This window comes from Nocardioides rubriscoriae, from assembly GCF_008087085.1.
Lineage (GTDB): Bacteria > Actinomycetota > Actinomycetes > Propionibacteriales > Nocardioidaceae > Nocardioides > Nocardioides rubriscoriae.
Window position 1 is genome coordinate 132752 of sequence record NZ_VIYJ01000003.1, and the last position, 21807, is coordinate 154558.

At 72.7% G+C, this 21807-nt stretch carries 24 protein-coding genes; 15 read left to right on the forward strand and 9 right to left on the reverse strand.

Annotated elements, in window-relative coordinates:
- Positions 1-62: 62 nt before the first annotated feature.
- The 3 genes from FZC61_RS07240 to FZC61_RS07250 are packed head-to-tail and all read left to right on the forward strand — an operon-like array spanning position 63 to position 2141.
- Positions 63-1058, forward strand: a complete 996-nt coding sequence (locus FZC61_RS07240) for a TIGR03557 family F420-dependent LLM class oxidoreductase (RefSeq protein WP_148613492.1) — start codon at positions 63-65, stop codon at positions 1056-1058.
- Complete coding sequence (locus tag FZC61_RS07245) at positions 1055-1471, forward strand: hypothetical protein (RefSeq protein ID WP_148613493.1); 417 nt, start codon at positions 1055-1057, stop codon at positions 1469-1471. The genes FZC61_RS07240 and FZC61_RS07245 overlap by 4 nt, the downstream gene beginning before the upstream one ends.
- Complete coding sequence (locus FZC61_RS07250) at positions 1464-2141, forward strand: HAD family hydrolase (protein ID WP_148613494.1); 678 nt, start codon at positions 1464-1466, stop codon at positions 2139-2141. Before FZC61_RS07245 ends, FZC61_RS07250 begins: the two co-directional genes overlap by 8 nt.
- A gap of 7 nt (positions 2142-2148) precedes the next feature.
- Here FZC61_RS07250 and FZC61_RS07255 read toward each other — a convergent pair whose 3' ends face one another.
- On the reverse strand, positions 2149-2787 hold the full coding sequence (locus FZC61_RS07255; RefSeq protein ID WP_148613495.1) for a response regulator transcription factor: 639 nt from the start codon (positions 2785-2787) through the stop codon (positions 2149-2151).
- A gap of 156 nt (positions 2788-2943) precedes the next feature.
- Here FZC61_RS07255 and FZC61_RS07260 point away from each other — a divergent pair, with 156 nt between their 5' ends.
- A complete protein-coding gene (locus FZC61_RS07260) occupies positions 2944-3561 on the forward strand; it encodes a helix-turn-helix transcriptional regulator (protein ID WP_246142580.1) in 618 nt (205 codons plus the stop codon).
- 86 nt (positions 3562-3647) lie between these two features.
- Entirely contained in the window at positions 3648-4277 is a 630-nt protein-coding gene (locus FZC61_RS07265) for a response regulator transcription factor (RefSeq protein ID WP_246142581.1), read from the forward strand.
- Between the two features lie 9 nt (positions 4278-4286).
- On the opposite strand, the gene FZC61_RS07270 is transcribed toward FZC61_RS07265, so the two are convergent.
- The gene (locus FZC61_RS07270) at positions 4287-5789 is read right to left on the reverse strand and encodes an ABC transporter substrate-binding protein (protein ID WP_148613496.1); all 1503 of its coding nucleotides are present in this window, start codon (positions 5787-5789) and stop codon (positions 4287-4289) included.
- Positions 5790-5873: 84 nt separating this feature from the next.
- Between FZC61_RS07270 and FZC61_RS07275 the strand changes: the two genes are divergently transcribed.
- From FZC61_RS07275 to fadD1, 3 genes are read left to right on the forward strand one after another with little or no spacing between them, the layout of a single operon-like run.
- Complete coding sequence (locus FZC61_RS07275) at positions 5874-6470, forward strand: TetR/AcrR family transcriptional regulator (protein WP_148613497.1); 597 nt, start codon at positions 5874-5876, stop codon at positions 6468-6470.
- Positions 6471-6490: 20 nt separating this feature from the next.
- A complete protein-coding gene (locus tag FZC61_RS07280; RefSeq protein WP_148613498.1) occupies positions 6491-7339 on the forward strand; it encodes an LLM class F420-dependent oxidoreductase in 849 nt (282 codons plus the stop codon).
- Between the two features lies 1 nt (position 7340).
- Positions 7341-8930 (forward strand): fatty-acid--CoA ligase FadD1, encoded by a 1590-nt coding sequence (gene fadD1, locus FZC61_RS07285; protein ID WP_148613499.1) that lies wholly within the window; start codon positions 7341-7343, stop codon positions 8928-8930.
- Between the two features lie 26 nt (positions 8931-8956).
- Here fadD1 and FZC61_RS07290 read toward each other — a convergent pair whose 3' ends face one another.
- On the reverse strand, positions 8957-9289 hold the full coding sequence (locus tag FZC61_RS07290) for a GNAT family N-acetyltransferase (protein ID WP_148613500.1): 333 nt from the start codon (positions 9287-9289) through the stop codon (positions 8957-8959).
- A gap of 69 nt (positions 9290-9358) precedes the next feature.
- Here FZC61_RS07290 and FZC61_RS07295 point away from each other — a divergent pair, with 69 nt between their 5' ends.
- From FZC61_RS07295 to FZC61_RS07320, 6 genes are all read left to right on the forward strand, one after another.
- Positions 9359-9886, forward strand: coding sequence for a hypothetical protein (locus FZC61_RS07295; protein ID WP_148613501.1), 528 nt, complete (start codon positions 9359-9361; stop codon positions 9884-9886).
- Between the two features lie 51 nt (positions 9887-9937).
- A complete protein-coding gene (locus tag FZC61_RS07300; protein ID WP_148613502.1) occupies positions 9938-10516 on the forward strand; it encodes a TetR/AcrR family transcriptional regulator in 579 nt (192 codons plus the stop codon).
- Positions 10516-11286 carry an SDR family oxidoreductase gene (locus FZC61_RS07305; protein ID WP_148613503.1) on the forward strand — a complete coding sequence of 257 codons (771 nt, stop codon included), beginning with the start codon at positions 10516-10518 and terminating at the stop codon, positions 11284-11286. The genes FZC61_RS07300 and FZC61_RS07305 overlap by 1 nt, the downstream gene beginning before the upstream one ends.
- Positions 11283-12158, forward strand: a complete 876-nt coding sequence (locus tag FZC61_RS07310; protein WP_148613504.1) for an alpha/beta fold hydrolase — start codon at positions 11283-11285, stop codon at positions 12156-12158. Before FZC61_RS07305 ends, FZC61_RS07310 begins: the two co-directional genes overlap by 4 nt.
- Positions 12159-12271: 113 nt before the next feature.
- On the forward strand, positions 12272-12451 hold the full coding sequence (locus FZC61_RS07315; RefSeq protein ID WP_148613505.1) for a hypothetical protein: 180 nt from the start codon (positions 12272-12274) through the stop codon (positions 12449-12451).
- 49 nt (positions 12452-12500) lie between these two features.
- The gene (locus FZC61_RS07320; protein WP_148613506.1) at positions 12501-13208 is read left to right on the forward strand and encodes a hypothetical protein; all 708 of its coding nucleotides are present in this window, start codon (positions 12501-12503) and stop codon (positions 13206-13208) included.
- Positions 13209-13211: 3 nt separating this feature from the next.
- Here the strand turns inward: FZC61_RS07320 and FZC61_RS07325 are convergent, their stop codons facing one another.
- From FZC61_RS07325 to FZC61_RS07335, 3 genes are all read right to left on the reverse strand, one after another.
- On the reverse strand, positions 13212-14696 hold the full coding sequence (locus tag FZC61_RS07325) for a glutamine synthetase beta-grasp domain-containing protein (RefSeq protein ID WP_148613507.1): 1485 nt from the start codon (positions 14694-14696) through the stop codon (positions 13212-13214).
- Between the two features lie 53 nt (positions 14697-14749).
- The gene (locus FZC61_RS07330; protein WP_148613508.1) at positions 14750-16558 is read right to left on the reverse strand and encodes an N-acyl-D-amino-acid deacylase family protein; all 1809 of its coding nucleotides are present in this window, start codon (positions 16556-16558) and stop codon (positions 14750-14752) included.
- A 120-nt stretch (positions 16559-16678) separates the two neighbouring features.
- A complete protein-coding gene (locus FZC61_RS07335) occupies positions 16679-18124 on the reverse strand; it encodes a phytoene desaturase family protein (RefSeq protein WP_148613509.1) in 1446 nt (481 codons plus the stop codon).
- Positions 18125-18217: 93 nt separating this feature from the next.
- On the opposite strand from FZC61_RS07335, the gene FZC61_RS07340 reads away from it, so the two are divergent.
- Positions 18218-18625, forward strand: coding sequence for an endonuclease/exonuclease/phosphatase family protein (locus tag FZC61_RS07340; RefSeq protein ID WP_148613510.1), 408 nt, complete (start codon positions 18218-18220; stop codon positions 18623-18625).
- Positions 18626-18973: 348 nt separating this feature from the next.
- On the opposite strand, the gene FZC61_RS07345 is transcribed toward FZC61_RS07340, so the two are convergent.
- From FZC61_RS07345 to FZC61_RS07355, 3 genes are read right to left on the reverse strand one after another with little or no spacing between them, the layout of a single operon-like run.
- Positions 18974-19849: an alpha/beta hydrolase gene (locus FZC61_RS07345; RefSeq protein WP_148613511.1), complete on the reverse strand. Its 876-nt coding sequence runs from the start codon at positions 19847-19849 to the stop codon at positions 18974-18976.
- A complete protein-coding gene (locus FZC61_RS07350) occupies positions 19846-20418 on the reverse strand; it encodes a TetR/AcrR family transcriptional regulator (protein WP_148613512.1) in 573 nt (190 codons plus the stop codon). Before FZC61_RS07350 ends, FZC61_RS07345 begins: the two co-directional genes overlap by 4 nt.
- Positions 20415-21758, reverse strand: coding sequence for a flavin-containing monooxygenase (locus tag FZC61_RS07355; protein WP_148613513.1), 1344 nt, complete (start codon positions 21756-21758; stop codon positions 20415-20417). The genes FZC61_RS07350 and FZC61_RS07355 overlap by 4 nt, the downstream gene beginning before the upstream one ends.
- Positions 21759-21807 lie beyond the last annotated feature (49 nt).

Below are 21807 nucleotides of genomic sequence, written 5' to 3' on the forward strand. Positions count from 1 at the left end.
CCCTGCCGGGCTCACGCCCTCGGGTGAGGACCGGTCCGGGCCAGGGTGGCAGCGTCGACGACATGACGACACGCTTCGGCTACACGCTGATGACCGAGCAGAGCGGGCCCCGCGACCTCGTCTCCTACGCGCAGCACGCCGAGCGCGTGGGCTTCGACTTCGAGGTCTCCAGCGACCACTACTCGCCCTGGCTGACCGAGCAGGGCCACGCGCCCTACGCCTGGACGGTGCTCGGCGCCGTGGCCCAGGCCACCCAGCGGGTCGACCTGATGACCTACGTGACCTGCCCGACGATGCGCTACCACCCGGCCGTGGTCGCCCAGAAGGCGGCGACCCTGCAGATCCTGGCCGAGGGCCGCTTCACCCTGGGCCTGGGCAGCGGCGAGAGCCTCAACGAGCACGTGGTCGGGCAGTCGTGGCCGGGGGTCGCCCGGCGCCAGTCGATGCTGGCCGAGGCCATCGAGGTGATCCGCGCGCTCCACACAGGCGACCTCGTCGACCACGACGGCGAGCACTTCCGCGTCGAGTCGGCCCGCCTGTGGGACCTGCCCGACGAGCCGGTCGAGCTCGCCGTGGCCGTCTCGGGCGAGCGCAGCATCGAGCGCTTCGCACCGCTGGCCGACCACCTCGTCGCCGTCGAGCCCGACGCCTCGCTCGTGACGACGTGGAACGCCGTCGACGGCGCACCCCGCATCGGCGGCGGCGGCCCGGCCCGTGCCGTCGGGCAGATCCCGATCTGCTGGGGCCCGGACGCCGACGAGGCCGCGGCACTGGCCCACGAGCAGTTCCGCTGGTTCGCCGGCGGCTGGGCGGTCAACGCCGACCTGCCCACCCCGGCCGGGTTCGCCGGGGCCACGCAGTTCGTCACGCCCGACGACGTGGCGGGGTCGATCCCCTGCGGACCCGACCTCGACGCCGTCGTCGAGTCGGTGTCGGCGTTCTGGGAGGCGGGCTTCACCGACGTCGCCCTGGTGCAGGTCGGCGACCGCTGGCAGCAGCGCTTCCTCGACGAGGCCGCCGGCCCCCTGCTCGACAGGCTGCGGGCGGCCGCCCCGTGACCTCGCCGCGACCCGACCGCTTCGACTTCGCGTTCGCCCCGTCCTACCGGGTCCCCGCGCTGTTGCTCGGCATCACCGGCTCGACCGCCTGGGCCGAGCTCGGCCCCGACGCCCTGACGGTCCGCTTCGGGCTGTGGCGGCTGCGTACGCCGCTGGCCAACGTCGCCGCCGTGCACCGCACCGGAGACTTCGCCTTCCTCAAGACCGCCGGACCGCCCCACCTGTCGTTCGCCGACCGCGGGGTGACCTTCGCGACCAACGGCGACCAGGCGGTCTGCCTCACCTTCCACCAGCCGGTCCCCGCGATCGACCCGACGCGTCGCATCACGCACCCCGGCGCGACGCTCACCCTGCGCGACCTCGACCGCTTCGAGGTCGAGCTCGCCGACCTCACGGGGGTCGCCCGTGCCTGACACGCCGCCCGCCCCCGACACCGTGGTCCTCGACCTCGACGGCACCCTGGTCGACTCCGTGCCGGTGCACGTGCTGGCCTGGCAGGCCGCGTTCCGCGACGTCGGCCTGCACGTGCCCTCGCACCGTCTGCACGGCCTGATCGGGATGGGCGGTGACCGCCTCGTCGCTGCGGCAGCCGGCGACGCGGTCGAGCACGCCCTGGGCGACGAGCTGCGGGCCCGACACCCTCAGCAGCTCGACGGGCTGTTCGGCCGGATCGTCCCCACCGAGGGCGCAGCCGAGCTGCTCGAGACGCTGCGCGAGCGTGGCTGCACGCTGGTGCTGGCCAGCTCGAGCGACGCCGACCTCACCGACCGGCTCCTCGACGTGCTCGGGGAGGTCCGCCACCTGCTCGGCGACCTGGTCACCGGCTCCGATGCCGAGCAGAGCAAGCCGTCGGGCGAGCTGGTCGCGGTCGCGCTCGAGAACGTCGACGCCGGCCGGGCCGTGGTGGTCGGTGACTCCGTCTGGGACGTGGCCGCGGCCCGCGACGCCGGCGTCCCCTGCGTCGCCCTGCTCACCGGTGGGGTGGGCGAGGCCGAGCTGCGCGACGCAGGCGCGGTGGCGGCGTACGACTCACCGGCAGCGCTGGCCGAGCACCTGCGGCGCACGGGCTCGCTGGTCGGCTGAGCGAGCCTCAGTCGTCGACGACGACCCGGCGCCGGTCGGGCTCGAAACCGTGCTGCATCCCCCAGAGCACCGCCTGGGTGCGGCTGCCGGCGCCGATCTTGCGGTAGGCCGTGCGGATGTAGGTCTTGACGGTGTTGATGCCCAGGAAGGCCCGCTCGGCGATGTCCTGGTTGCTCAGGCCCTGGCAGATCAGTGCCAGCACCTCGGACTCACGGGCGCTCAGGCCGTGCTCGTCACCGGGCCAGCGTCCGAAGGTGTCGGCGTCCTGACCGACGGGCAGCACCTGCTCGCCCCGGTGGACCGCCTCGATCGCCGCGACCAGCTCCTCGGCGGAGACCCCCTTGTGCAGGTAGCCCGCGGCTCCGGCCTTCATCGCCCGGGTCACCAGTTCCTCGTCGGTGTTCCAGCTGAAGACCAGGACCTTGCCGTCGCCGTGGCGCACCAGGTCCTTGACGTCGATCGAGTCGCCCTGGACCTGACCGAAGGAGTCGTAGAGGACCACGTCGACGTCGCTGACGACCGGCATCCGGCTGTCGAGCTCGACGACCTGCACCCGGTCGGCGAAGGGCTCGAGCACGGCGGCCGTCCCGGCGACGACGATGTCGTAGTCGTTGACGATCGCGACGCGCACGGGACCGGAGGACATGGGGCCAGCGTAGTGACTCCCGCACCTCCGTCGAGGTGAGCGGGTCCGACTGCACCCTTGGCCCCGGCCGACGACCCGTTCTCTCACCCCTGGGGCGACACCCGGCCACCTGCGGGGGTGGGCAGTGCGGGCGCCGTGGCGACGAGGGTCGGAAGCGTGAACACCTCTCCTCTCACCGTTGCCGTCGTCAGCCCGATCCCAGCGGTCGAGCACGGCCTCACCGGGATGCTCGCGGGCCACCACGACATCGAGGTGGTCGACCTGCGCGTCCCCGGCCCCGGCAGCACGCGCCGCGACCCCGACGTCGTCCTCTACGACACCCACGCCCTGACCCTCGGAGACGGTGCCGACCTCGACCGCTGGTTGGCCGTCACCACCTCCGTCGTCGTCGCCCTGCGCCACGACCTGCGCCCCGCCCTCGGTGCCGAGGCCGTGGCTCGCGGCGCCCACGCCTCGGTCGACGTGACCATCGACCGCGCCGGCCTCGTGCGGGCCGTCGTCGACGCCGCTCGGGACGGTCGCGAGTCGCGCGCCACCAGGGTGGTGCCGCTGCGCCTGGGCCACCACGTCGGCCTCACCCCGCGCGAGGTGGACGTCCTGTCGCAAATCACCCAGGGCCTGAGCAACCAGGAGATCGCCGAGCAGAGCTACCTGTCGATCAACTCGGTCAAGACCTACATCCGCAGCGCCTACCGCCGCATCGGCGTCACCAGCAGGGCGCAGGCTGTCGTGTGGTGCGTCCAGAACGGGTTCCCGAGCGCCATCGCCGCGTGAGGCGCCCGTCACCGGGGCCTCCCACGTCGTCACCCGCGCGGGTGAGGATGGTGCCACTCGGGAGCCGGATCGACTACAACGAGACCATGACTGAATCCCTCAGTCGGGTGGCCATCGTGAGTCCTCTCGACATCGTGGCCACCGGGCTCGCGGCCATGCTCGACCACCATCCCGACCAGGTCCGGGTGGTCGGGTTGCCGGCCGGGTTCGGCGCCGACGACCCCGACGTCATCCTCTACGACGCCATCGGCCTGCACGAGGGTGACGGCTCCGACCTCGAGACCTTCGTCAAGGACACCAGCGCCGCGGTGCTGGTCGTGTCGCAGGACCTGCGTCCCGACCTCGCCTCGCGGGCGCTGGCCCGTGGCGCCGACGGGTTCTTCTCCCTGGGCGTCGACGACGAGCAGCTGCTGCGCGCCGTGCTGTCGGCGACCAGCCTGGCCGAGGACGACGGCAGCGTCGTCGTCACGACGCGCGACCAGGCCGTCGAGCACCGGCTCGGCCACGACGTCGGCCTCACCCCGCGCGAGATCGACGTGCTGACCCTGATCACCCAGGGCCTGAGCAACCAGGAGATCGCCGAGCAGAGCTACCTGTCGATCAACTCGGTCAAGACCTACATCCGCAGCGCCTACCGGCGTATCGGCGTAACCAGTCGCTCGCAGGCCGTCGTGTGGTGCCTGCAGCACGGCTTCGCCGCCGAGCCCGCCAGCTGACCGCTGCGCTCACGTGCCGATCAGCCCCCCGCACACGTAGTCGCCGGGCGACACCTGCTTCCAGGTGGAGCCGGTGAGCCGGATGATCCTGATGCACGGTGAGGTGTCGCCGGTGCCGACGCTCATCGGCGCGTGCAGCCCGTTGCCGGTCCAGCCCTTGACCTTGCGCAGCGCGGCGACCAGCGACGCGCGGTCGAGCCGGCCGCCGAGAGCCGTGGCCTGCTCGACGAACAGCCGTGTCGCCGACCACGCGTAGAGGCCGTAGTAGTTGGGCGTCGCCCCGGGCGCGACCTGGTCGAGGTAGGCGCGGTAGAGCTTCATCTCCGCCGCCTGGCTGTCGAAGAGCTCGTTGGTCGAGTAGACGTAGGACCCCTCGCCGGCCCCGCCGGCCTGCGCGACGTAGCCGGCGTCGTAGATCGTCGGGTCCTGGAGGTAGACCGTGGGCCTGAACCCCTGCTGCTGCATGGCCTTCTGCAGCCTGATCGCGAACTGGTAGGGCCCGAAGTACATGATGAAGTCGAGGTCCTCGCGCTTCATCGTCTCGACGTAGGGCACGTAGTTGAACTCTGAGGTCTGGATGCCCTGGACGACGTCGACGTTCATGCCGGCCTTCTCGAAACCGCGTCCGAACGACTCGGCGTTGGTCTTGGCCGCGGCCACGTCGACGTAGAAGATCCCGACGTGCTGGCTGGCCTGGGGCTCCTTCTTCAACCAGTACTGCGGCTGCGAGGCCGCGATCTGCGACGAGTCGACCGAGTACGACGCGAAGCACGTCCCGCACCCCTGCCGCTGGGGCGTGACCGTGAAGGCACGCACGTCGGGCAGCCCGCAGCCCGCGGCGGTCGCGGCTCCACCGGCGTCGGCCGACGACACCGAGCCCACGGCGGCGAACGCCTCGTTGCACGCCCGGGTGTAGGCCTGCTGGTCGGCGCCGGCGTCGGCCGAGCTGTCGAGCTCGAGCACCTTCAGGGAGCGCCCGCAGAGCTTCTCGGTGGCGTTGTAGTAGGCGGCGAACGCCTCGGTGCCCTGACGTGCGGCGAGGAAGAGCCCCGGCACCGGCCCGGTGATGTCGGAGGCGTTGGCGATGGTGATGGTCGAGTCGGTGATGCCGGGACCGTTGGCGAACCCCTCGCACGTGCCCTGCGGCCCGTCGCCGACCGGGGCGTTGGCCTCCGGCACGTCGGCGGGAACGTCGCCACCACCGGAGGCGGCGGGGGCGTCGGGGGCGCCGGGGTCGGCGGGGGCCCCGAGCCCGGTGGCGTCCTGCGGGGCGTCGGCGGCCGGAGGGGTCCCGGCACCCGCGCCGGGCGCGTCGCCGGGCTGCGCCGCGACCTCGCCCCCGGCCGGTGGCGCCGCGGCGGCACCGGCGACCTGCGCCGCCCCGCCCTCCCGGGCCGCGGCCACCTGATAGGGGTCGAGCTGCGAGCCGCACCCGCCCGCGAGCATGCAGACCAGCCCGGCCAGCCCCCCGGCGGTGGCCCTTCGAGACCTTTCGGTCAACAGTGTTGACACGCGGGGGACGCTACGTCCGCAGCGCGCGGTGTGTCAACGGTCACGATCCGGGTGGGCTACCGTCCGAGCCGTGAGGAGCGCCAGGTGAGCGAGGTCGTGTCGGCGCGGGCCGCGTCGGCCTCGGCGACCCGCGAGGCGATCGGCCGGGCCGCGCGCCGGCTCTTCAACCGCCAGGGGTACGCCGCCACGTCGGTGCGCCAGATCGCCGCCGAGGCCGGCGCCGACCCGGCCCTGGTGATCCGCTACTTCGGCTCCAAGGAGCGGCTGTTCCTCGAGACGATGCCGGTCGAGGGCCGCTTCGACCACGTCACGCACGGCCCGCTCGAGGGCCTGGGTCGGCGCCTGGTCACGTCGTTGCTGACCGAGGCGCCCGAGCTGACCTTCAGCATCTGGCGCTCCATGCTGCGCGCCTCCGACAGTGACCTGGTGCGCGAGCGGCTCGTCACCGCGATGGAGCAGATGTTCATCGTGCCGCTGGCCCCGCGCCTGGTGGGCCCGCACGCCGAGCTGCGCGCCCGGCTGGTCGCGGCGCAGATCTCGGGCCTGCTCGACGCGGTCGCCGTGCTCGGGGACGCGCGCATCACCGAGGCGTCGCTGGACCAGCTGGTGGTGCTCTACGGCGACTCCATCCAGACCCTCGTCGACCCGCCGATCGACCCGACACTGGACGAACAGAACTAGAACCTGTTCCAATTCCGGTCATGCGCAACGGTCTCGTCCTGTTCTCGTCCGATCGCGGCATCACCCCCGCCCAGCTCGCCGTCGCGGCCGAGGAGCGGGGGTTCGACGCGATCTACGTGCCGGAGCACACCCACATCCCCGTGCGGCGCGACGCCGCCCACCCGACCGGGGGCGAGTCGCTGCCCGACGACCGCTACACCCGCACCCTCGACCCGTGGATCTCCCTGGCCACCGCGGCCGCGGTCACCTCGCGGATCCGGCTCGCGACCGCGGTGGCGCTGCCGGTCGAGTCCGACCCGATCACCCTGGCGAAGCAGATCGCGACCCTCGACCACCTCTCCGGCGGTCGGGTCACCCTCGGCGCCGGGTTCGGGTGGAACACCGACGAGCTCGAGGACCACCACGTCCCCCCGGCCAAGCGGCGCACGGTCCTGCGCGAGTACGTCGAGGCGATGCGCTCGCTGTGGACCGACGAGGAGGCGTCCTACGACGGCGAGTTCGTCTCGTTCGGCAAGTCGTGGGCCTACCCCAAGCCGGTGCAGCCCCACATCCCCGTCGTGATCGGCGCCGGCGGCGGCCCCAAGACCTTCGAGTGGATCGCCCGCACAGCCGACGGCTGGATGACCACCCCGGTCGAGCAGGGCATCGGCGACAAGGCCGACGCGCTCCGCGCCGCCTGGAAGGACGCCGGGCGCACGGGTGACCCCGAGATCCACGTCCTCATCGCGGCCAAGCCCTCGCCCGAGGACGTCGCCTCCTGGGCCGCGGCGGGCGCCACCGACCTGATCTGGGGGGTGCCCGACAAGCCCGCCGACGAGGTCGTCGCCTACCTCGACCGCCTCGCCGCGCGGCTCGGGCTGGGGGCCTGACGTGGCCGACGACGTCCAGCAGCTGCTGCGCGAGCTGGCGGGCGGCCCGCACGCAGACCGCGTCGGTCTGATGCACGACGACGTCGTGCAGACCTGGCGCGAGCACCTCGACGAGGCGGCCACGGAGGCGGCGGCCGTGATCGGCCTGGCCGACCCCGTGCGCCCGCTCCACGTCGGCGTGCTGCTGGGCAACACCCCCGCGATGCTGCGGGCGATGGCGGCCGCCGCGCTCGGCGGCTACGTGCTGTGCGGCCTCAACACGACCCGTCGTGGCGAGGCGCTGCTGGCCGACGTACGCCGCTCCGACTGCCAGGTGCTGGTCGTCAACGCCGAGCACCGCGAGCTCGTCGACGGCCTCGACCTCACCGGGGTCCGGGTGCTCGACACCGGCTCGCCGGAGTGGGCCGACCTGCTCGCCGCGTCCGCCACGACCGTCGAGGACCTCGTCGCGCACCGCGAGGTCGAGGCGATGGACACCTTCATGATGATCTTCACCTCGGGCACCAGCGGCGAGCCCAAGGCGGTCCAGGTGGCCCACCTGATGGTGCTCTTCTCCGGGCTCAACCTCGTCGAGCGCTTCTCGGTCACCGCCGACGACGTCTGCTACCTCTCGATGCCGCTGTTCCACTCCAACGCCGTCGTGGCCGGCTGGGCCGTCGCGGTCGGTGCTGGCGCCGCGATGGTGCCGGCCCGGTTCTCGGCGTCCGGCTTCCTGGCCGACGTGCGACGCTACGGCGCGACGTACATGAACTACGTCGGCAAGCCGCTGGCCTACGTGCTGGCGACCCCCGAGCAGCCCGACGACGCCGACAACACCCTGCGCCAGGCCTTCGGCAACGAGGCCAGCGACCGCGACATCGCGGAGTTCTCACGCCGCTTCGGGTGCCAGGTGATGGACGGCTTCGGCTCCACCGAGCTCGCCGTCATCGTCACGCGCGCCGAGGGCACGCCGCCGGGCTCGATCGGCGTCGGCCTCGACGGCGTCGCGATCTACGACAGCGAGACGGTCACCGAGTGCCCTCCGGCCGAGTTCGACGAGAGCGGTGCTCTCGTCAATGCCGACGTCGCGATCGGCGAGCTGGTCAACACCCAGGGTGCGGGCTACTTCCAGGGCTACTACAACGACGACCAGGCCAACGACGAGCGCATGCGCCACGGCATGTACTGGTCCGGCGACCTCGCCTACAAGGACGCCGACGGCTGGATCTACCTGGCCGGCCGCACCGCCGACTGGATGCGCGTCGACGGTGAGAACCTCGCCGCCGCCCCGATCGAGCGGGTCCTGATGCGCCTGCCCGTCGTCTCCCAGGTCGCGGTGTACGCCGTCCCCGACGCCCACGTCGGCGACCAGGTGATGGCGGCGCTGGTGCTCGCCGACCACGCCGAGCTCACCCCGGTCGAGCTCGAGGCGTTCCTCGCCGACCAGGCCGACCTGTCGCCCAAGGCCTGGCCGCGCTACGTCCGAATCGCCCCGTCGCTGCCCTCGACCGCCACCAACAAGGTGATCAAGCGCGAGCTCGCCGCGCAGGGGCCGACCGCCGGCAACGGCGTGCTGTGGACGCGCGAGGAGCGCGGGCGCTCCTACGCCTGACGACGCGGTCGGCCGGGCCGGTCGGCTTAGCCGGTCGGCAGTCCGAACCCGGCGCGCCGGTCGGCCGGCACCAGGTCGAGGTGGTCGGGGTGCTTGGTCAGCCACGAGGCCACGTAGGGGCAGAACGGCAGCACCGCGACCCCGCGCTCGGTCATCGCGTCCATCGCCACCCGCACCAGGCGCGAGGCGAGCCCGTGGCCCTCGAGGTCGGGCTCGATCTCGGTGTGCATGAAGGCGTAGCCGGCGTCCTCCACCTCGTAGACGGTGAACCCGGCGAGCCGGTCGCCGTAGCGGATCTCGAAGCGGTGCTCCGCCGGGTTCTCGGTGATCTCGACCGACGTCTCGTCCTCGGGTGCCATGCCTGAACACTAGGACGTCTGAGTATCTGCACCCTCCCCCGGCACGGTGGGCGCGGGCAGGGTCGCCGCATGACCACGAGCCCGTACCCCAGCCCCTACGTCGACCCCGCCACCCTGGGCCCCGGCCCCGCCCGCCAGGGCTCGTCCGCCGGTCCCGCTGCTTCTCGTCTCCTGCTCTGGCTGCCCCTGCCCGCCGTCGCCGCGACGTGCTGGCTGCAGGTCCACAGCTTCTTCGTCCTCTCCGACGGCGCACCCGACCTGGACCCGCTGTACGGACTGATGGTGCTGTTCCTGGTGGCCGCCGCGGTCGTCGTGGGCGTCATCGACCTCGTCCTCGCCGGTTGCTTCTCGTTCGCGTCGCCCGAGACCCGGGCCGGCGCCAGCCTCGGCCTGTCGATCTTCACCGCCTGTGCCGGTGTCGGGTTCGTCGTGATGATGGCCCCCGGCATCGCGAACGACCCGGCGCTCGCGGTGTCCAGCACCGCCGGCGACCAGTACGTCTGGGACGTCGCCGCCGCCGCGGTCAGCGTGGTCCCGCTCGTGGTCGTGCTGGCGGTCCGGGCCCTGGGCCGCGCTCGCGGTGGCGAGGCGTCGTAGGTCCCGGACCGGCGCTTGCCCCCGGCCGGGACGACCACCTAGGCTGGACACATGTCCAGTCAGGTGTTCAAGTCGTCGCGGTCGGGTCTGCGGAGCCGACAGGCCGAGACCCTGACCAAGCTGCTCACGGCGGGCGACGAGGAGCTGCGGGCCGTCGGGCACGAGGCTCTCACGGTCCGCACGGTGGCCGCACGCGCGGGGGTGTCCCCGGCGACGGCCTACACCTACCTGGCCTCCAAGAACCATCTGTTCGCCGAGCTCTTCCTGGGCTACCTCGTCGACGACGACGCCCACGAGCCCTCGGGCCCCACCCCGACCGCACGCGTGCAGAGCGTGACCCGGCGGATGGCCGAGCTGCTCGCGGCCGCGCCCGAGCTCGCCGCCGCGGCGACGCCGGCGCTGCTGAGCTCCGACCCCGACGTCGCCCAGCTGCGGGTGCGCATCGGTGCGGTGTTCGTCCGGCGCTTCGAGGCAGCACTCGGCGAGCAGAGCACCCCTGCCCTGGTCGACGCCCTGGTGCTCGCCTTCTCCGGCGCCCTGCTGCAGGCCGGGATGGGCGTCATCACCTACGCCGACCTGGGCGAGCGGCTCGACGAGGTCGTGGTCACGATCCTGCGCGGCAACACCTGATGGCGACCTACGACCGACCCGACCGCCGCCCGACCGTCGTCGCCGGGGCGTCGTCGGGGATCGGGGCCGCGACCGCCCTCACCCTGGCCGCCACCGGCTACCCCGTGGCGCTCGGCGCCCGCCGCGTCGACCGGCTCGCCGACCTCGCCGACTCCATCCGCGAGAGCGGCGGCGAGGTCGTCGTCTCCTCCCTCGACGTCACCGACGCCGACTCGGTCACGGCGTTCGCCGCCGAGGTGACCGCGGCGCTCGGCGACATCGAGACCGTCGTCTCCAACGCCGGTGCCGTGGCCCCCGGCACCATCCACGAGGTCGGCTCCGACCGCTTCGCCCGCGAGGTCGACCTGGCCATCACCGGCGCGCACCGGCTGGTGCGCGCGTTCGTGCCCGCCATGGTCGAGCGCCGCCGCGGTGACGTCGTCTTCGTCTCCTCCGACGTCGCGGTCCGCGCCCGACCCTTCATGTCGGCGTACGCCGCCGGCAAGTGGGGCCTGGAGGGGATGGCCCACGCCATGCAGATGGAGCTCGAGGGCACCGGGGTGCGTGCCTCGATCGTGCGCCCGGGTCCGACCTGGAGCGAGATGGGCACCGACTGGGACGCCGACGCGGCGGCCCACGTCATCACCGAGTGGGAGCGCTTCGGCCTGGCCCGCCACCCGCACTTCATGAAGCCCCAGGCCCTCGCCGACGCGATCGCGTTCGTCGTCGGCGCGCCCCGCGGCGTCCACGTCAACCTGATCGAGGTCAACCCCGAGGCGCCGGTCCGGTGACGCTCGTCGCGACGCTGCCGACCCACGACGTCCACGCCCTGACGTGGGGTCCCGCCGACGGGCCGCTGCTCCTGGCGCTGCACGGCTTCCCCGACACCGCCCACACCTACCGGTCCCTCGGTCCGTTGCTGGCCGCGGAGGGCTGGCGGGTGGTGGCGCCGTTCCTGCGCGGCTACGGGCCCTCGGGCATCCCCAGCGACGGCGACTACACGGTCGGCGCGCTGATGGCCGACACGGTCGCGCTGCACGCCGCGCTCGGCGGTGACGAGCGCGCGGTGCTCGTCGGGCACGACTGGGGCGCGATCACGGTCAACGGCCTGGGCGCCGCCCCCTCCTCGCCGTTCGCCAGGGTCGTCGCGATGGCGGTGCCGCCGCTGCCGACGATGAGCCCCGGGCGCGGGCTGTGGGGGCCGTGGCTCGGCGGCGTCGCACGACAACCGCGCAACAGCTGGTACATCCTGGCCAACCAGGTGCCCGGGCTCTCGGAGCGGGTCTTCGCGCGGCTGGCCAGCCGGCTGTGGCACGACTGGTCGCCGGGCCACGACGCCCGCTCCGACCTGGCCTACCTGCTCGAGTCGGTGTCCGACCGCGTCCGGGCCCGGGCGGTCGTGTCCTACTACCGCGCCGCCGCCCGCCCGCGCGGGCTGCGGTCGCTGCGGCACGGCCCGCCGCTGGTGCCCACCCTCTACCTCCACGGCGCGCAGGACGGCTGCCTCGACCGCCGGTTCCTCGACCTGGCCGCCGCGCGGCTCACCGGCGCGCACCGGGCGGTGCTGGTCGAGGACGCCGGGCACTTCATGACCGTCGAGCAGCCCGAGGTGGTCGCCGCCCACGTGCTCGACTTCCTCGGCCCCGCGGTGACCGGGCCCTGACCGGCGCGCGAGCGCGCGTCGCCTTCCGGGGTGATGGAACTGGCCCGGGGCAGCGGTCTACTAAGGGTGCTCCCTTCGACGTCATGTCCACCCCCACCCCAGGACTGCGATCGATGAACCCGACCGACCCCGACACCTGTCCTCGCTGCGGCGAGAAGCTCGTCCCCGTGCTCGACGCCGGCGCGCACAGCGCCGCTCGCGACGGTCGTGCCCCGCTGCTCGCCGACTCACCCGTCCGCCTGGCCTGCACCGTCTGCCCGCGGACCGAGGCGCCTTCGTCGACCTCGCGCTAGGCCCGAACGGGCCATGTGCCGCAGGCGTCGGGCACGCCAGGTTCGGAGCATGACCCAGGCACCAGTGTGGAGATGGCTCACCCTCGCGACCGCAGGCATCGTCGCCGCGGGCACCATGACCGTCGTCGCGGTCGCCGACGAGCCCAAGGTCGCGCTCTCGACGATCCAGGCGTGCGCCAGCAAGAGGACCGGCCAGCTGCGGCTGGCCAAGCCGGTCTGCAAGGCCACCGAGAAGAAGGTCGCCTGGGCGGCCCGGGGCCCTCGCGGGGCGATGGGCGCGACCGGCGCGACCGGTGCGACCGGTCCGGCCGGTCCGCCCGGGGCCCTGGCGTCGACCCCGGTCAACGTGTCGTACGCCGCGACCAGCGCCGACTCGCACGACCTCCCCGCACTCGGCGGCATGGAGATCTCCCTGGAGTGCGGCACCAACCGGATCGGCTCGTCCCAGGTCGACGTCGTCCTCTTCGGGGCCGACGAGGTACATGGGACGACGACCAGGACGCTCTACAACGAGTCCTCGACCGTCAACAGCACCAGCGCCCCCCTCGACGTCACCAACAGCCCCGCCGCGCCACAGTCGACGACCGCGAACGGCGGCACCCACGGGACCCTGCAGGCGCAGTGGGTCGTCTCCGAGGCCGGCGTAGTCTACACGTTCGCGATGTACGCGACCCGCGACACCCGGCAGAACCGGCCGGTGTGCCAGTTCGTCGGGTCGCTGACCCAGCAGGGACCGCCGACGGTGACGCCGTCCTAGCCCCTAGCCCACGTGCCAGTGGCGACGCACGAGCTCGGCACGGGCGTCGTCGCTCCTGACCATCTTCTTGACCAGTGCCGCGTCCTCGTCGGAGCGCAGCCGGGCCAGCACCGCGTCGACGACCTCGGCGGGGAAGACGCCGTCGGCCTCGAACAGGGTGCGCTGCGCCTCCAGGGCGTCGGCGGACTCGGCGCACGAGCGGGGCAGCTGCTCGAAGTCGTCGTGGTCGTCGGTGCGCAGCCGCTCAGCGAGCTCGAGGCTGTCGGGGTCGGTGAGCCCGTGGCGGGCGGCGACGGCCATCCCGGCCAGCAGCAGGTGGACGTCGGCCGAGCCGTCGGCCAGCCGCAGCTCGACGGTCTGCGGATGGATCGCCGGTGCCGGGACCGGGTTGTCCGTGCCGGGGTTGGCGTGGGTGGCCATGCCCTCCACCACGCCGCCGAGCCAGGCCAGCGGCACCCGCACCAGGCCGGTGCGGTCGGTCTCGCCCCAGCAGATGCCCTCGGGTGACTCGTCTCCCTCGGCGAAGCGGAGGTAGGACGTGGCCACGGTGTTGCCGAAGGCGGTCAGCGCCCGCGACGTCGCGAGGTAGCCCGCCACCAGGCGGCGGGCGGTGTCGTTGATCGCCTCGGCGTCGGGGTCGACGATGGCACTGGCGCCGTCGCGCACCAGGCGGCTGTGGACGTGCAGGCCGCTGCCGGCCCCGTCGCTGCTGACGGAGGGGGCGAAGGTGGCCTCGAGACCGTGGGCGTGGGCGACCTCGCGCACCACCCACTTGGCCAGCACGAGGGCGTCCGCGGCCTCCTCCACGGGGACCGGCCAGAGCTCGATCTCGTGCTGCACCAGCTGACGGTCGGGCTCCTTGATGTTGCCGACCTCGCCGTGCGCGTACTTGAGCCTGACGCCCATCGCGGTCAGGTGACCCAGCACCTGCTCACGCACCCGCTGGCCCTTCGAGAACGGCGTGGACTCCTGGTAGCCGCGCTCCTGCTCCACCGGGAACAGCGCGTCGACGTCGCCCACCAGGTAGTACTCGAGCTCGCCGAAGGCCTCGAGCACCATCCCGGTCTCGCGGGTCAGCGACTCGGCGGCCCGGCGTACGACCTGCTCGCCGGCGTAGGCCAGGGGCGCGCCGTCCTCGTCGTAGAAGGAGCACAACACGTCGAGCGAGGGTCGCTCGCCGAACGGGTTGACGAACGCGGTGCGGTGGCGCGGGACGACGTAGACGTCGCTGGTCGCGGCCCCGGTGCCCTCGAAGATGCTCGAGCCGTCGACCCGCTCACCGCGCGCGAGCACCTCGACGAGGTGCTCACGCGAGTCGACCGGGAACGCGAGCGTCTTGAGGCGGCCGTCGCCGCCGAGGTAGCGCAGGTTGACCTGCTGCAGCTCGAGCTGCGCGACCGCCTCGACCAGGTCGGCGCAGGTGAACGCGGCCGACGGCTTGCCGAGCAGGCGGACGAGGGGGTGGGGGGTGAAGACGTCGTGGGGCATGGTCCGTTGTAGCAGCGCCGCCGTCGACCGGGACTCGTCCGCCGGGGGGAGCCTCAGACCGGCTGGGGCACCTCGGTGGTCGCCGTGGCGGGGGCGACCCGCTGGCCCACGCGCAGGAACGAGCCGGTGCGCTCTCGACCGAGCACGTCGGTCGGGACGCCGTCCTCGACGACGACGCGACCGCTGATCATCACCAGCGGCACGGCGGCGTCGTTGCGGTTGACCATGCGCGGCAGCCCGTCGTACTGCGCGACGGGCGACTCGGCGTACTGCTCGAGTGAGGCGTCGAGGTGGGCGGGGTCGACGACCACGAGGTCGGCGCGGTCGCCCTCGCGCAGGTGACCGGCGTCGATGCCGTACCAGTCGGCGAGCTCGCCGGTCAGGCGGTGCACGGCCTGCTCGACCGACAAGAACGGCCGGCCCGCCAGGTCGGCGTCGCGCACGTGGCGCAGCAGGCGCAGGCCGAAGTTGTAGAAGGCCATGTTGCGCAGGTGGGCGCCGGCGTCGGAGAAGCCCATCTGCACGTGCGGGCTCTGCGCCATCTTCTTCAGCACCTTCGGGCGGTGGTTGCTGATGGTCGTGCGCCAGCGGATGTCGGTGCCGTGCTCGAGGACGAGGTCGAGGAACGCGTCGACGGGGTGCACCGGGTTGCCGCGCGTGCCGCGCTCGACGCCGACCTGGCCGAAGGACTTGCCGATCACCGAGGCGTCGGGGCACTCGACGATCTCGGCGTCGAACAGGTCGCGGTGCCAGACCCGGGGGCCGTACTTGGTCTCGTAGTCCTTGCGGAACCGGGTGCGGTAGTCGGGGTCGCGCAGCAGGTCGTCGCGAGCGACCTTCTCGTTGAGGTGCAGCGCGGCCGCTCCCGAGCCGAACTCCTCGAAGATGACCAGGTCGATGCCGTCGGCGTAGACCTCGAACGGCACCGGCAGGTGCTGCCAGCGGAAGTCGGCGCCCAGCTTGTTGACCGCGCCGCCCAGGCCGTTCATCAGGTGGATGACGAAGGGGATCGCCTTGATGTCGGCGGCCGACAGCAGGCTGGTCTTGAGCGGCTTGCGGCGGGTCCCGGGCACGCCGATCGAGGCGAACGCCTGGGTGAGGATGGTGTGCGGGTGGCTGGCGTCGGGTCCGGCCTGGAGCGCGCGGCCGCGGCGCCGCAGGATGCCGTTGAGCCGGCGCATCTCCTTGGCCTTGGCGTAGGTCGAGGGCAGGGTGCGCGAGCGGCAGGTCTCGCCGTCGAGCTTGTCGAAGAGCAGCTGCTGGGCCGACATCCCGACGAACCCGGCATCGAGCGCGTCGGTGAGCATGGTCTCCATCCGGGCCTGCTCGGCGGCCGTCGGGCGCACTTCGGGGCGGGTGGCTCGGTCGAGGCCCATGGTCGCCGTACGCATGTCGGAGTGGCCGATGAACGCTGCCAGGTGGGGGCCGAGCGGGAGGCGCTCGAGCGCGGCGACGTACTGCGTAGGGGTCTTCCAGTCCTGGTGCTTGTCGACCGCGGCGATGACGTGCTCGCGCGGGATCGCCTCGACGCGGCCGAAGAGGTCGCCGGCGTCGACGCCGCCGACGTGGACCGTCGACAGCGAGCACGAGCCGAGCAGCACCGTCGTCACGCCGTGGCGGACCGACTCGTCGAGGGCGGGGCCCTCGAGCACCTCCACGTCGTAGTGAGTGTGGATGTCGACCATGCCCGGCATCACCCAGCGGCCGCGGGCGTCGACGACCCGGGTGTCGGGACCGGGCTCGAGCGGGGTCGCCGAGACCGTGACGACGACTCCGTCGCGGATGCCGAGGTGTCGCACGGCGGACGGGGCGCCGGTGCCGTCGAACCAGCGGCCGCCCTCGATGATGGTGTCGTAGGTCACCCCACCATTGGACCACGTCGGGGGTGACCCTGGACAGGTGTCCGGTCCTGCGTCCGCGGCGGGATAGTCCCTGACGAAAATCAAGGAGATCGGCCCTGGATCGTTGATCTTCGTCAGGGACTATCTCGGCGGCTGCGTGGTGGCGAGGGCGCGCTCGGCGGCACGGAAGCCGCACATGCCGTGGACGCCGGCGCCGGGCGGGGTGGCCGAGGAGCAGAGCCAGACCCCGGGTGCGCCGGTGGCGTAGGGGTCGGGGGACAGGCGCGGTCGCCCGACGAGCTGGAGCAGGTCGTTGGCGCCACCGGCGATGTCGCCGCCGACGTAGTTGGCGTTGTCGGCCTCGTGGTCGGCCGGGGTGCGGACGGCGGTGGCGACGACGAGCTCGCGCAGGCCGGGAGCGAAGCGCTCGAGCTGGTCGAGGATGACCTTCTCGCCGTCACCCTCCCAGCGCGCCGGCACGTGGGCGTAGGCCCACACCGGGTGGACGTCGCCGACCGAGCGGGTCGGGTCGGCCAGGTGCTGCTGCGCGACGAGGATGAACGGCGCCTCGGGCATCTCGCCGCGGCACACCGCCGCCTCGGCCGACGCGATCTGCTCGAGGGTGCCTCCGACGTGGACGGTGCCGGCGCGACGCGCCGGCTCGGCGGTCCAGGGCACGCCACCGCGCACCGCCAGGTCGACCTTGAAGGCCCCGGGCCCGTAGCGCCAGCGGCGGTAGGTCCTCTGCCGGCGTACCGGCAGCCGGTCGCCGAGGATCTCGGCGGCGGCCTGGGGACCCGTGTCGAGCATCGTGATCCGGGCCTTCGGCAGGTCGGCTGACGTGCGCACCGCGTGCCCGGTCACGATCTCGCCGCCGAGCTCGGTCAGCAGCGACGCGAGCGCCCGCGAGATCGCAGCCGAGCCGCCCTCGGGCACCGGCCAGCCGTGCCGGTGGCCCGCCGCGGTGAGCATGACCCCGACCGAGGCCGTGACCGGCCGCGAGAGCGGGCGAAACGCGTGGGCGGCCGAGCCGGCGAACAGCGCCTGGGCCTGCGGGGTGCGGAACCGGCGCGCCAGCACCGTCGCGGGCAGGGCGGCGCGCAGCCCGAAGCGCGCCATCGAGACCGGGTGGTCGGGCACGCGCACGACCGGCCCGAGGATGTCGTCGGCCAGCGCGTCGAAGTGGCGCATCAACGGTCCGAACACCCCCTTCCAGGCCGCGCCGTCACGCCCGAGCCCCCGGCACGTCTCGTCGAGGTCGCGCACCAGCACCCCCGCCGTGCCGTCGTCGAGGGGGTGGGCGAGGTCGATCTCGGGCCACCGCCACACGAGCCCGTGGTCGGCCAGCGGCAGCGAGGCGAGGTACGGCGACGCGAGGGCGAACGGGTGGACCGCGGAGCAGACGTCGTGGAGCAGCCCGGGCAGCGTGAGCTCCTCGGTGCGGGTGCCGCCGCCGATCGTGGCCGCGGCCTCGAGCACCGTCACGCGGTGCCCGGCCTGCGCGAGGCGGACGGCCGCGGCCAGGCCGTTGGGGCCGGAGCCGACGACGACGGCGTCGGTGTCGGGCAGGCCGGGCGCGGTGCTCATGGGGTCGAGCGTGCCAGGGTGGGGACCGGCCCACCTCACCCACGCCGGGTGCGAGCCTGCGCGGCGGTCGATCCGCCGCTCTACCTTCGTGTCGTGAGGATTCGGGTCGGCACCTGGAACGTCCAGTACGCACGTGGGGTCGAGCGCAACGCGCACCGCAGGGCGTTGCTCGAGTCGCGTCGCGCTGACGTGTGGGTCCTGACCGAGACCCACGACGAGCTCGATCTCTCCTCGACCCACCGGCCCGTGCACTCGTCGCAGCGGTACACCCGGGCCGGCGGGCGGTGGACGACGATCTGGTCGTCCTGGCCCGTGCTGGAGACGCTCGACGTCGGGGACCCCCATCGCTGCGTCGCTGTTCGCCTCGACGGTGGGTCGTCGGACGTCGTGGTCTACGGGACGGTGCTGCCGTGGCTCGGCGATGCAGGACCGGACCCGGACCGTCCGGCACGCGGTTGGTCGGAGTTCGCGCGTGTGACCCCGGTCCAGGCTGCCGAGTGACGCGCGCTGCGAGAGGGGTTCCCCGACGCCCTGCTGGTGGTCGCCGGTGACCTCAACCAGGACCTGCGGGGCCAGCACTACTACGGCTCGAAGGCCTGTCGCGAGATCCTCCGCTCAGGCCTGCGAAGCGCAGGTCTGGTGTGTCTCACGGGGACGGGCTCGTTCGGCGACGGGGAGCTCGACCACCCCCCGATCGACCACGTCTGTGCGTCGCCCGGCGCGGACCGGACGCTGACGCACACCGTCGAGGGTTGGAACCGCGACGTCGACGGTCTGCGACTGAGCGACCACGGAGGCACCCTGGCGGAGATGGAGGTGAGACACGCCCAGTAGCCGTCCGTGCAGCCGCTAGCTGCCCGGCGGGAAGGTGCGGTCCAGGAACTCCACCTGGTGCCGCACGACGGCGTCGTGGCAGGGCTTGCCGGCGTAGACGTCGAAGTGGTCGCCGGGGTAGTGGCGGACCAGCGCCCGGGCGGCGAAGGCGGCCTTCATCGACGACTGCGGGGGAGCGCTGCGGTCGAAGTCGGCGACCTGCACCAGCGCCGGTGCGACGACGTCGCAGGCGACCTTGGCCGGGCGGTGCTTGCCGAGCTCGAGCCCGACGGTCGCGTCGATCTCGTTGACCCACGTGGGCCCGGCGATGGCGAGGTAGTCCTCGAGGCAGCCGTCGAGGGTCAGTGCCCCGAGCTCGCCGGGGCGGGCCACGACAGGGATCATCCGAGTGCTCCCGACCTTGCTGCGGACGCCGAGCGCGGTGGTGCGGGCGATCGACCGGAGCGGGTGGTGCTGCAGCGCGAGGCGGCCGGCGGCCACGCCGTCGACGAGCGGGGTGAGGGCCACGACGGCGGCGATGTCGTCACGGCCGGCCGCCACCGCGAGCACGTGCCCGCCGGCGAGCGACACGCCCCAGAGCACGACCCGCGTGGGGTCGACGCCGGGCAGCTTGCGGGCGGCGTCGACGGCGGCGCGGTAGTCGTCCTGCTGGGATGCGACCGAGACGGTCTGGCGGGGGGTGCCGCCCGAGGCGCCGAAGCCGCGGTAGTCGAAGGCGAGCACGTGGTAGCCGGCCGCCGCCAGCGGTGCGGCGAACGCGGCCAGGCCGGAGTCCTTGGTGCCGGCGAGGCCGTGGGCCATCACGACGACCGGCCGGTCGGGTGCGCCGGCGAAGTGCCAGGCGTCGATCGTGTCGCCGCCGGAGAGGAAGGTCGTGGTCGTGGGGCTCATGCGTGGACTCCGTAGATCGAGCGGAGCCAGATCGACACGACGGTGTCGACCAGCTCGTCGCGGGTGAGGTCGCCGCCGAGCGCGAGGCGCTCGAGCATGCGGTCGTTGAGCTCGAGCAGCACCGAGGCCAGCGCGGCCGGGTTGTCGTGGCCGCCGGCGGCCTCGATGACCGTGGCCAGGTGGGGCACGAACGACTGACGGTCGGCGTCCCACAGCTCGCGCACGCTGGTGCTGGTGGCGCGCGCGTCGAGCATCGCGCGGAACAGGTGCTGGTGGCGCTCCCAGGCGCCGAACAGGCCGCGCACCATCGCCTCGACGCGCTCGGCCGGCTCGCCGTCGCCGTCGAGGAAGGCGGCCGCGGCGATCGACTCGTCGTACATCTCCTCCATCAGCGCGGCGGTCGCCTGCGCCTTGTTCTCGAAGTAGAAGTAGAACGCCGAGCGGGTCACCCCGGCGCGACGCGAGATGTCGGCGATGGTGATCGACTCCAGGCTCGACTCCTGCAGCTGCAGGTCGAGGGCCTCGAGCAGCGCCGTACGCCGGGCGTCGCCCTTGGTGTGTGCGCTCACGCGTGGACCGCCCGGCGGCCGGTGCGCGCGACCCCGGCGGGGAGCTCCTTGACCCGCAGGTCGTGCTCGTAAACGAAGTAGTCGAGCTGCTGGGTGTGCCGGGGACGGTCGAGCACGTGGCCGGTGTAGAGCTGCTGGTCGGCGTCGATCACGCGCTCCATCTCGGCCGGGTCGGGCAGCGTGTAGCGACCCACGGCGTAGGCCGCGAGTAGCCGGGCCTGGGCCTCGACGAACGGGAACAGCGTGGGCGTGGCCTGGGCGAAGCCCATGAAGACCAGGTCGTCGACGTCGGGCTTGAACATGCGCTTGAACAGACGGATGTGGTTGCCCGGAGCGCTGATGAAGCCAGGGTCGAAGAACGGGAACGTGATGTTGTAGCCGGTGGCGTAGACGATGACGTCGAACTCGCCGGACGTGCCGTCCTCGAAGTGGACGGTGCGCCCGTCGAGGCGGGCGACGTTGCCCTTGGGGGTGATGTCGCCGGAGCCGAGGCGCAGCGGCAGCTCGACCGACTGCGTGGGGTGGGCCTCGAAGAACTTGTGGTTGGCCTTGGGCAGGCCGTAGAGCTCGGGGTTGGAGCCGGTCATGAACTGCATCTTCTGGATCACCCAGCGCTGCCAGTGCAGTGGGACGTGGGGCGAGGTGACGAAGTACTTGTCGGCCGGCAGGCCGTAGACGTACTTGGGCACGATCCAGGCGCTGCTGCGCGTGGAGAGGGTCACCTCGTTCTGCAGCGACTTGCTCGACAGCTCGACGGCGATGTCGGCGGCGCTGTTGCCGAGGCCGACGACCAGGATCCGCTTGCCGCTGAGGTCGTGCGGGGTCTGCGGGTCGATGTAGTGGTGGGAGTGGAACGACGTGCCGGTGAACTCGCCGGGGAACTGCGCCGTGCGGGGGTCCCAGTGGTGGCCGTTGGCGACGACGAGCAGGTCGAAGTGGCGTGTGGCTCCGCGCTGGTCGGTGATGTCCCACCCGCCCGCGGGGTCCTTGGCCGCGTGCTGGACGCCGTTCTCGAACTCGATGTGCTCGCGCAGCCCGAACGCGTCGCAGTAGGAGTCGAGGTAGGCCTTGATCTGGGTGTGGTGCGGGAAGTCTGGGTAGTCCTCGGGCATCGGGAAGTCCTTGAAGGACAACCGGTGCTTGGAGGTGTCGATGTGCAGCGAGCGGTAGGCGCTGCTGTGGCCGTTGGGGTTGCCGAACGCCCAGTTGCCGCCGACCCGGTCGGAGGTCTCGAAGACCGTGAACGGCACGCCGTAGTCGGCGAGCATCTTGGCGGAGGTGAGCCCGCTGATGCCGGCACCGATGACGGCGACGGTCGGAGTTCGTGTGGTCTGGGTCACGAGCCACGAGCCTACGCATCAATTGACGCGCGTCAAGAACACGTTCTAG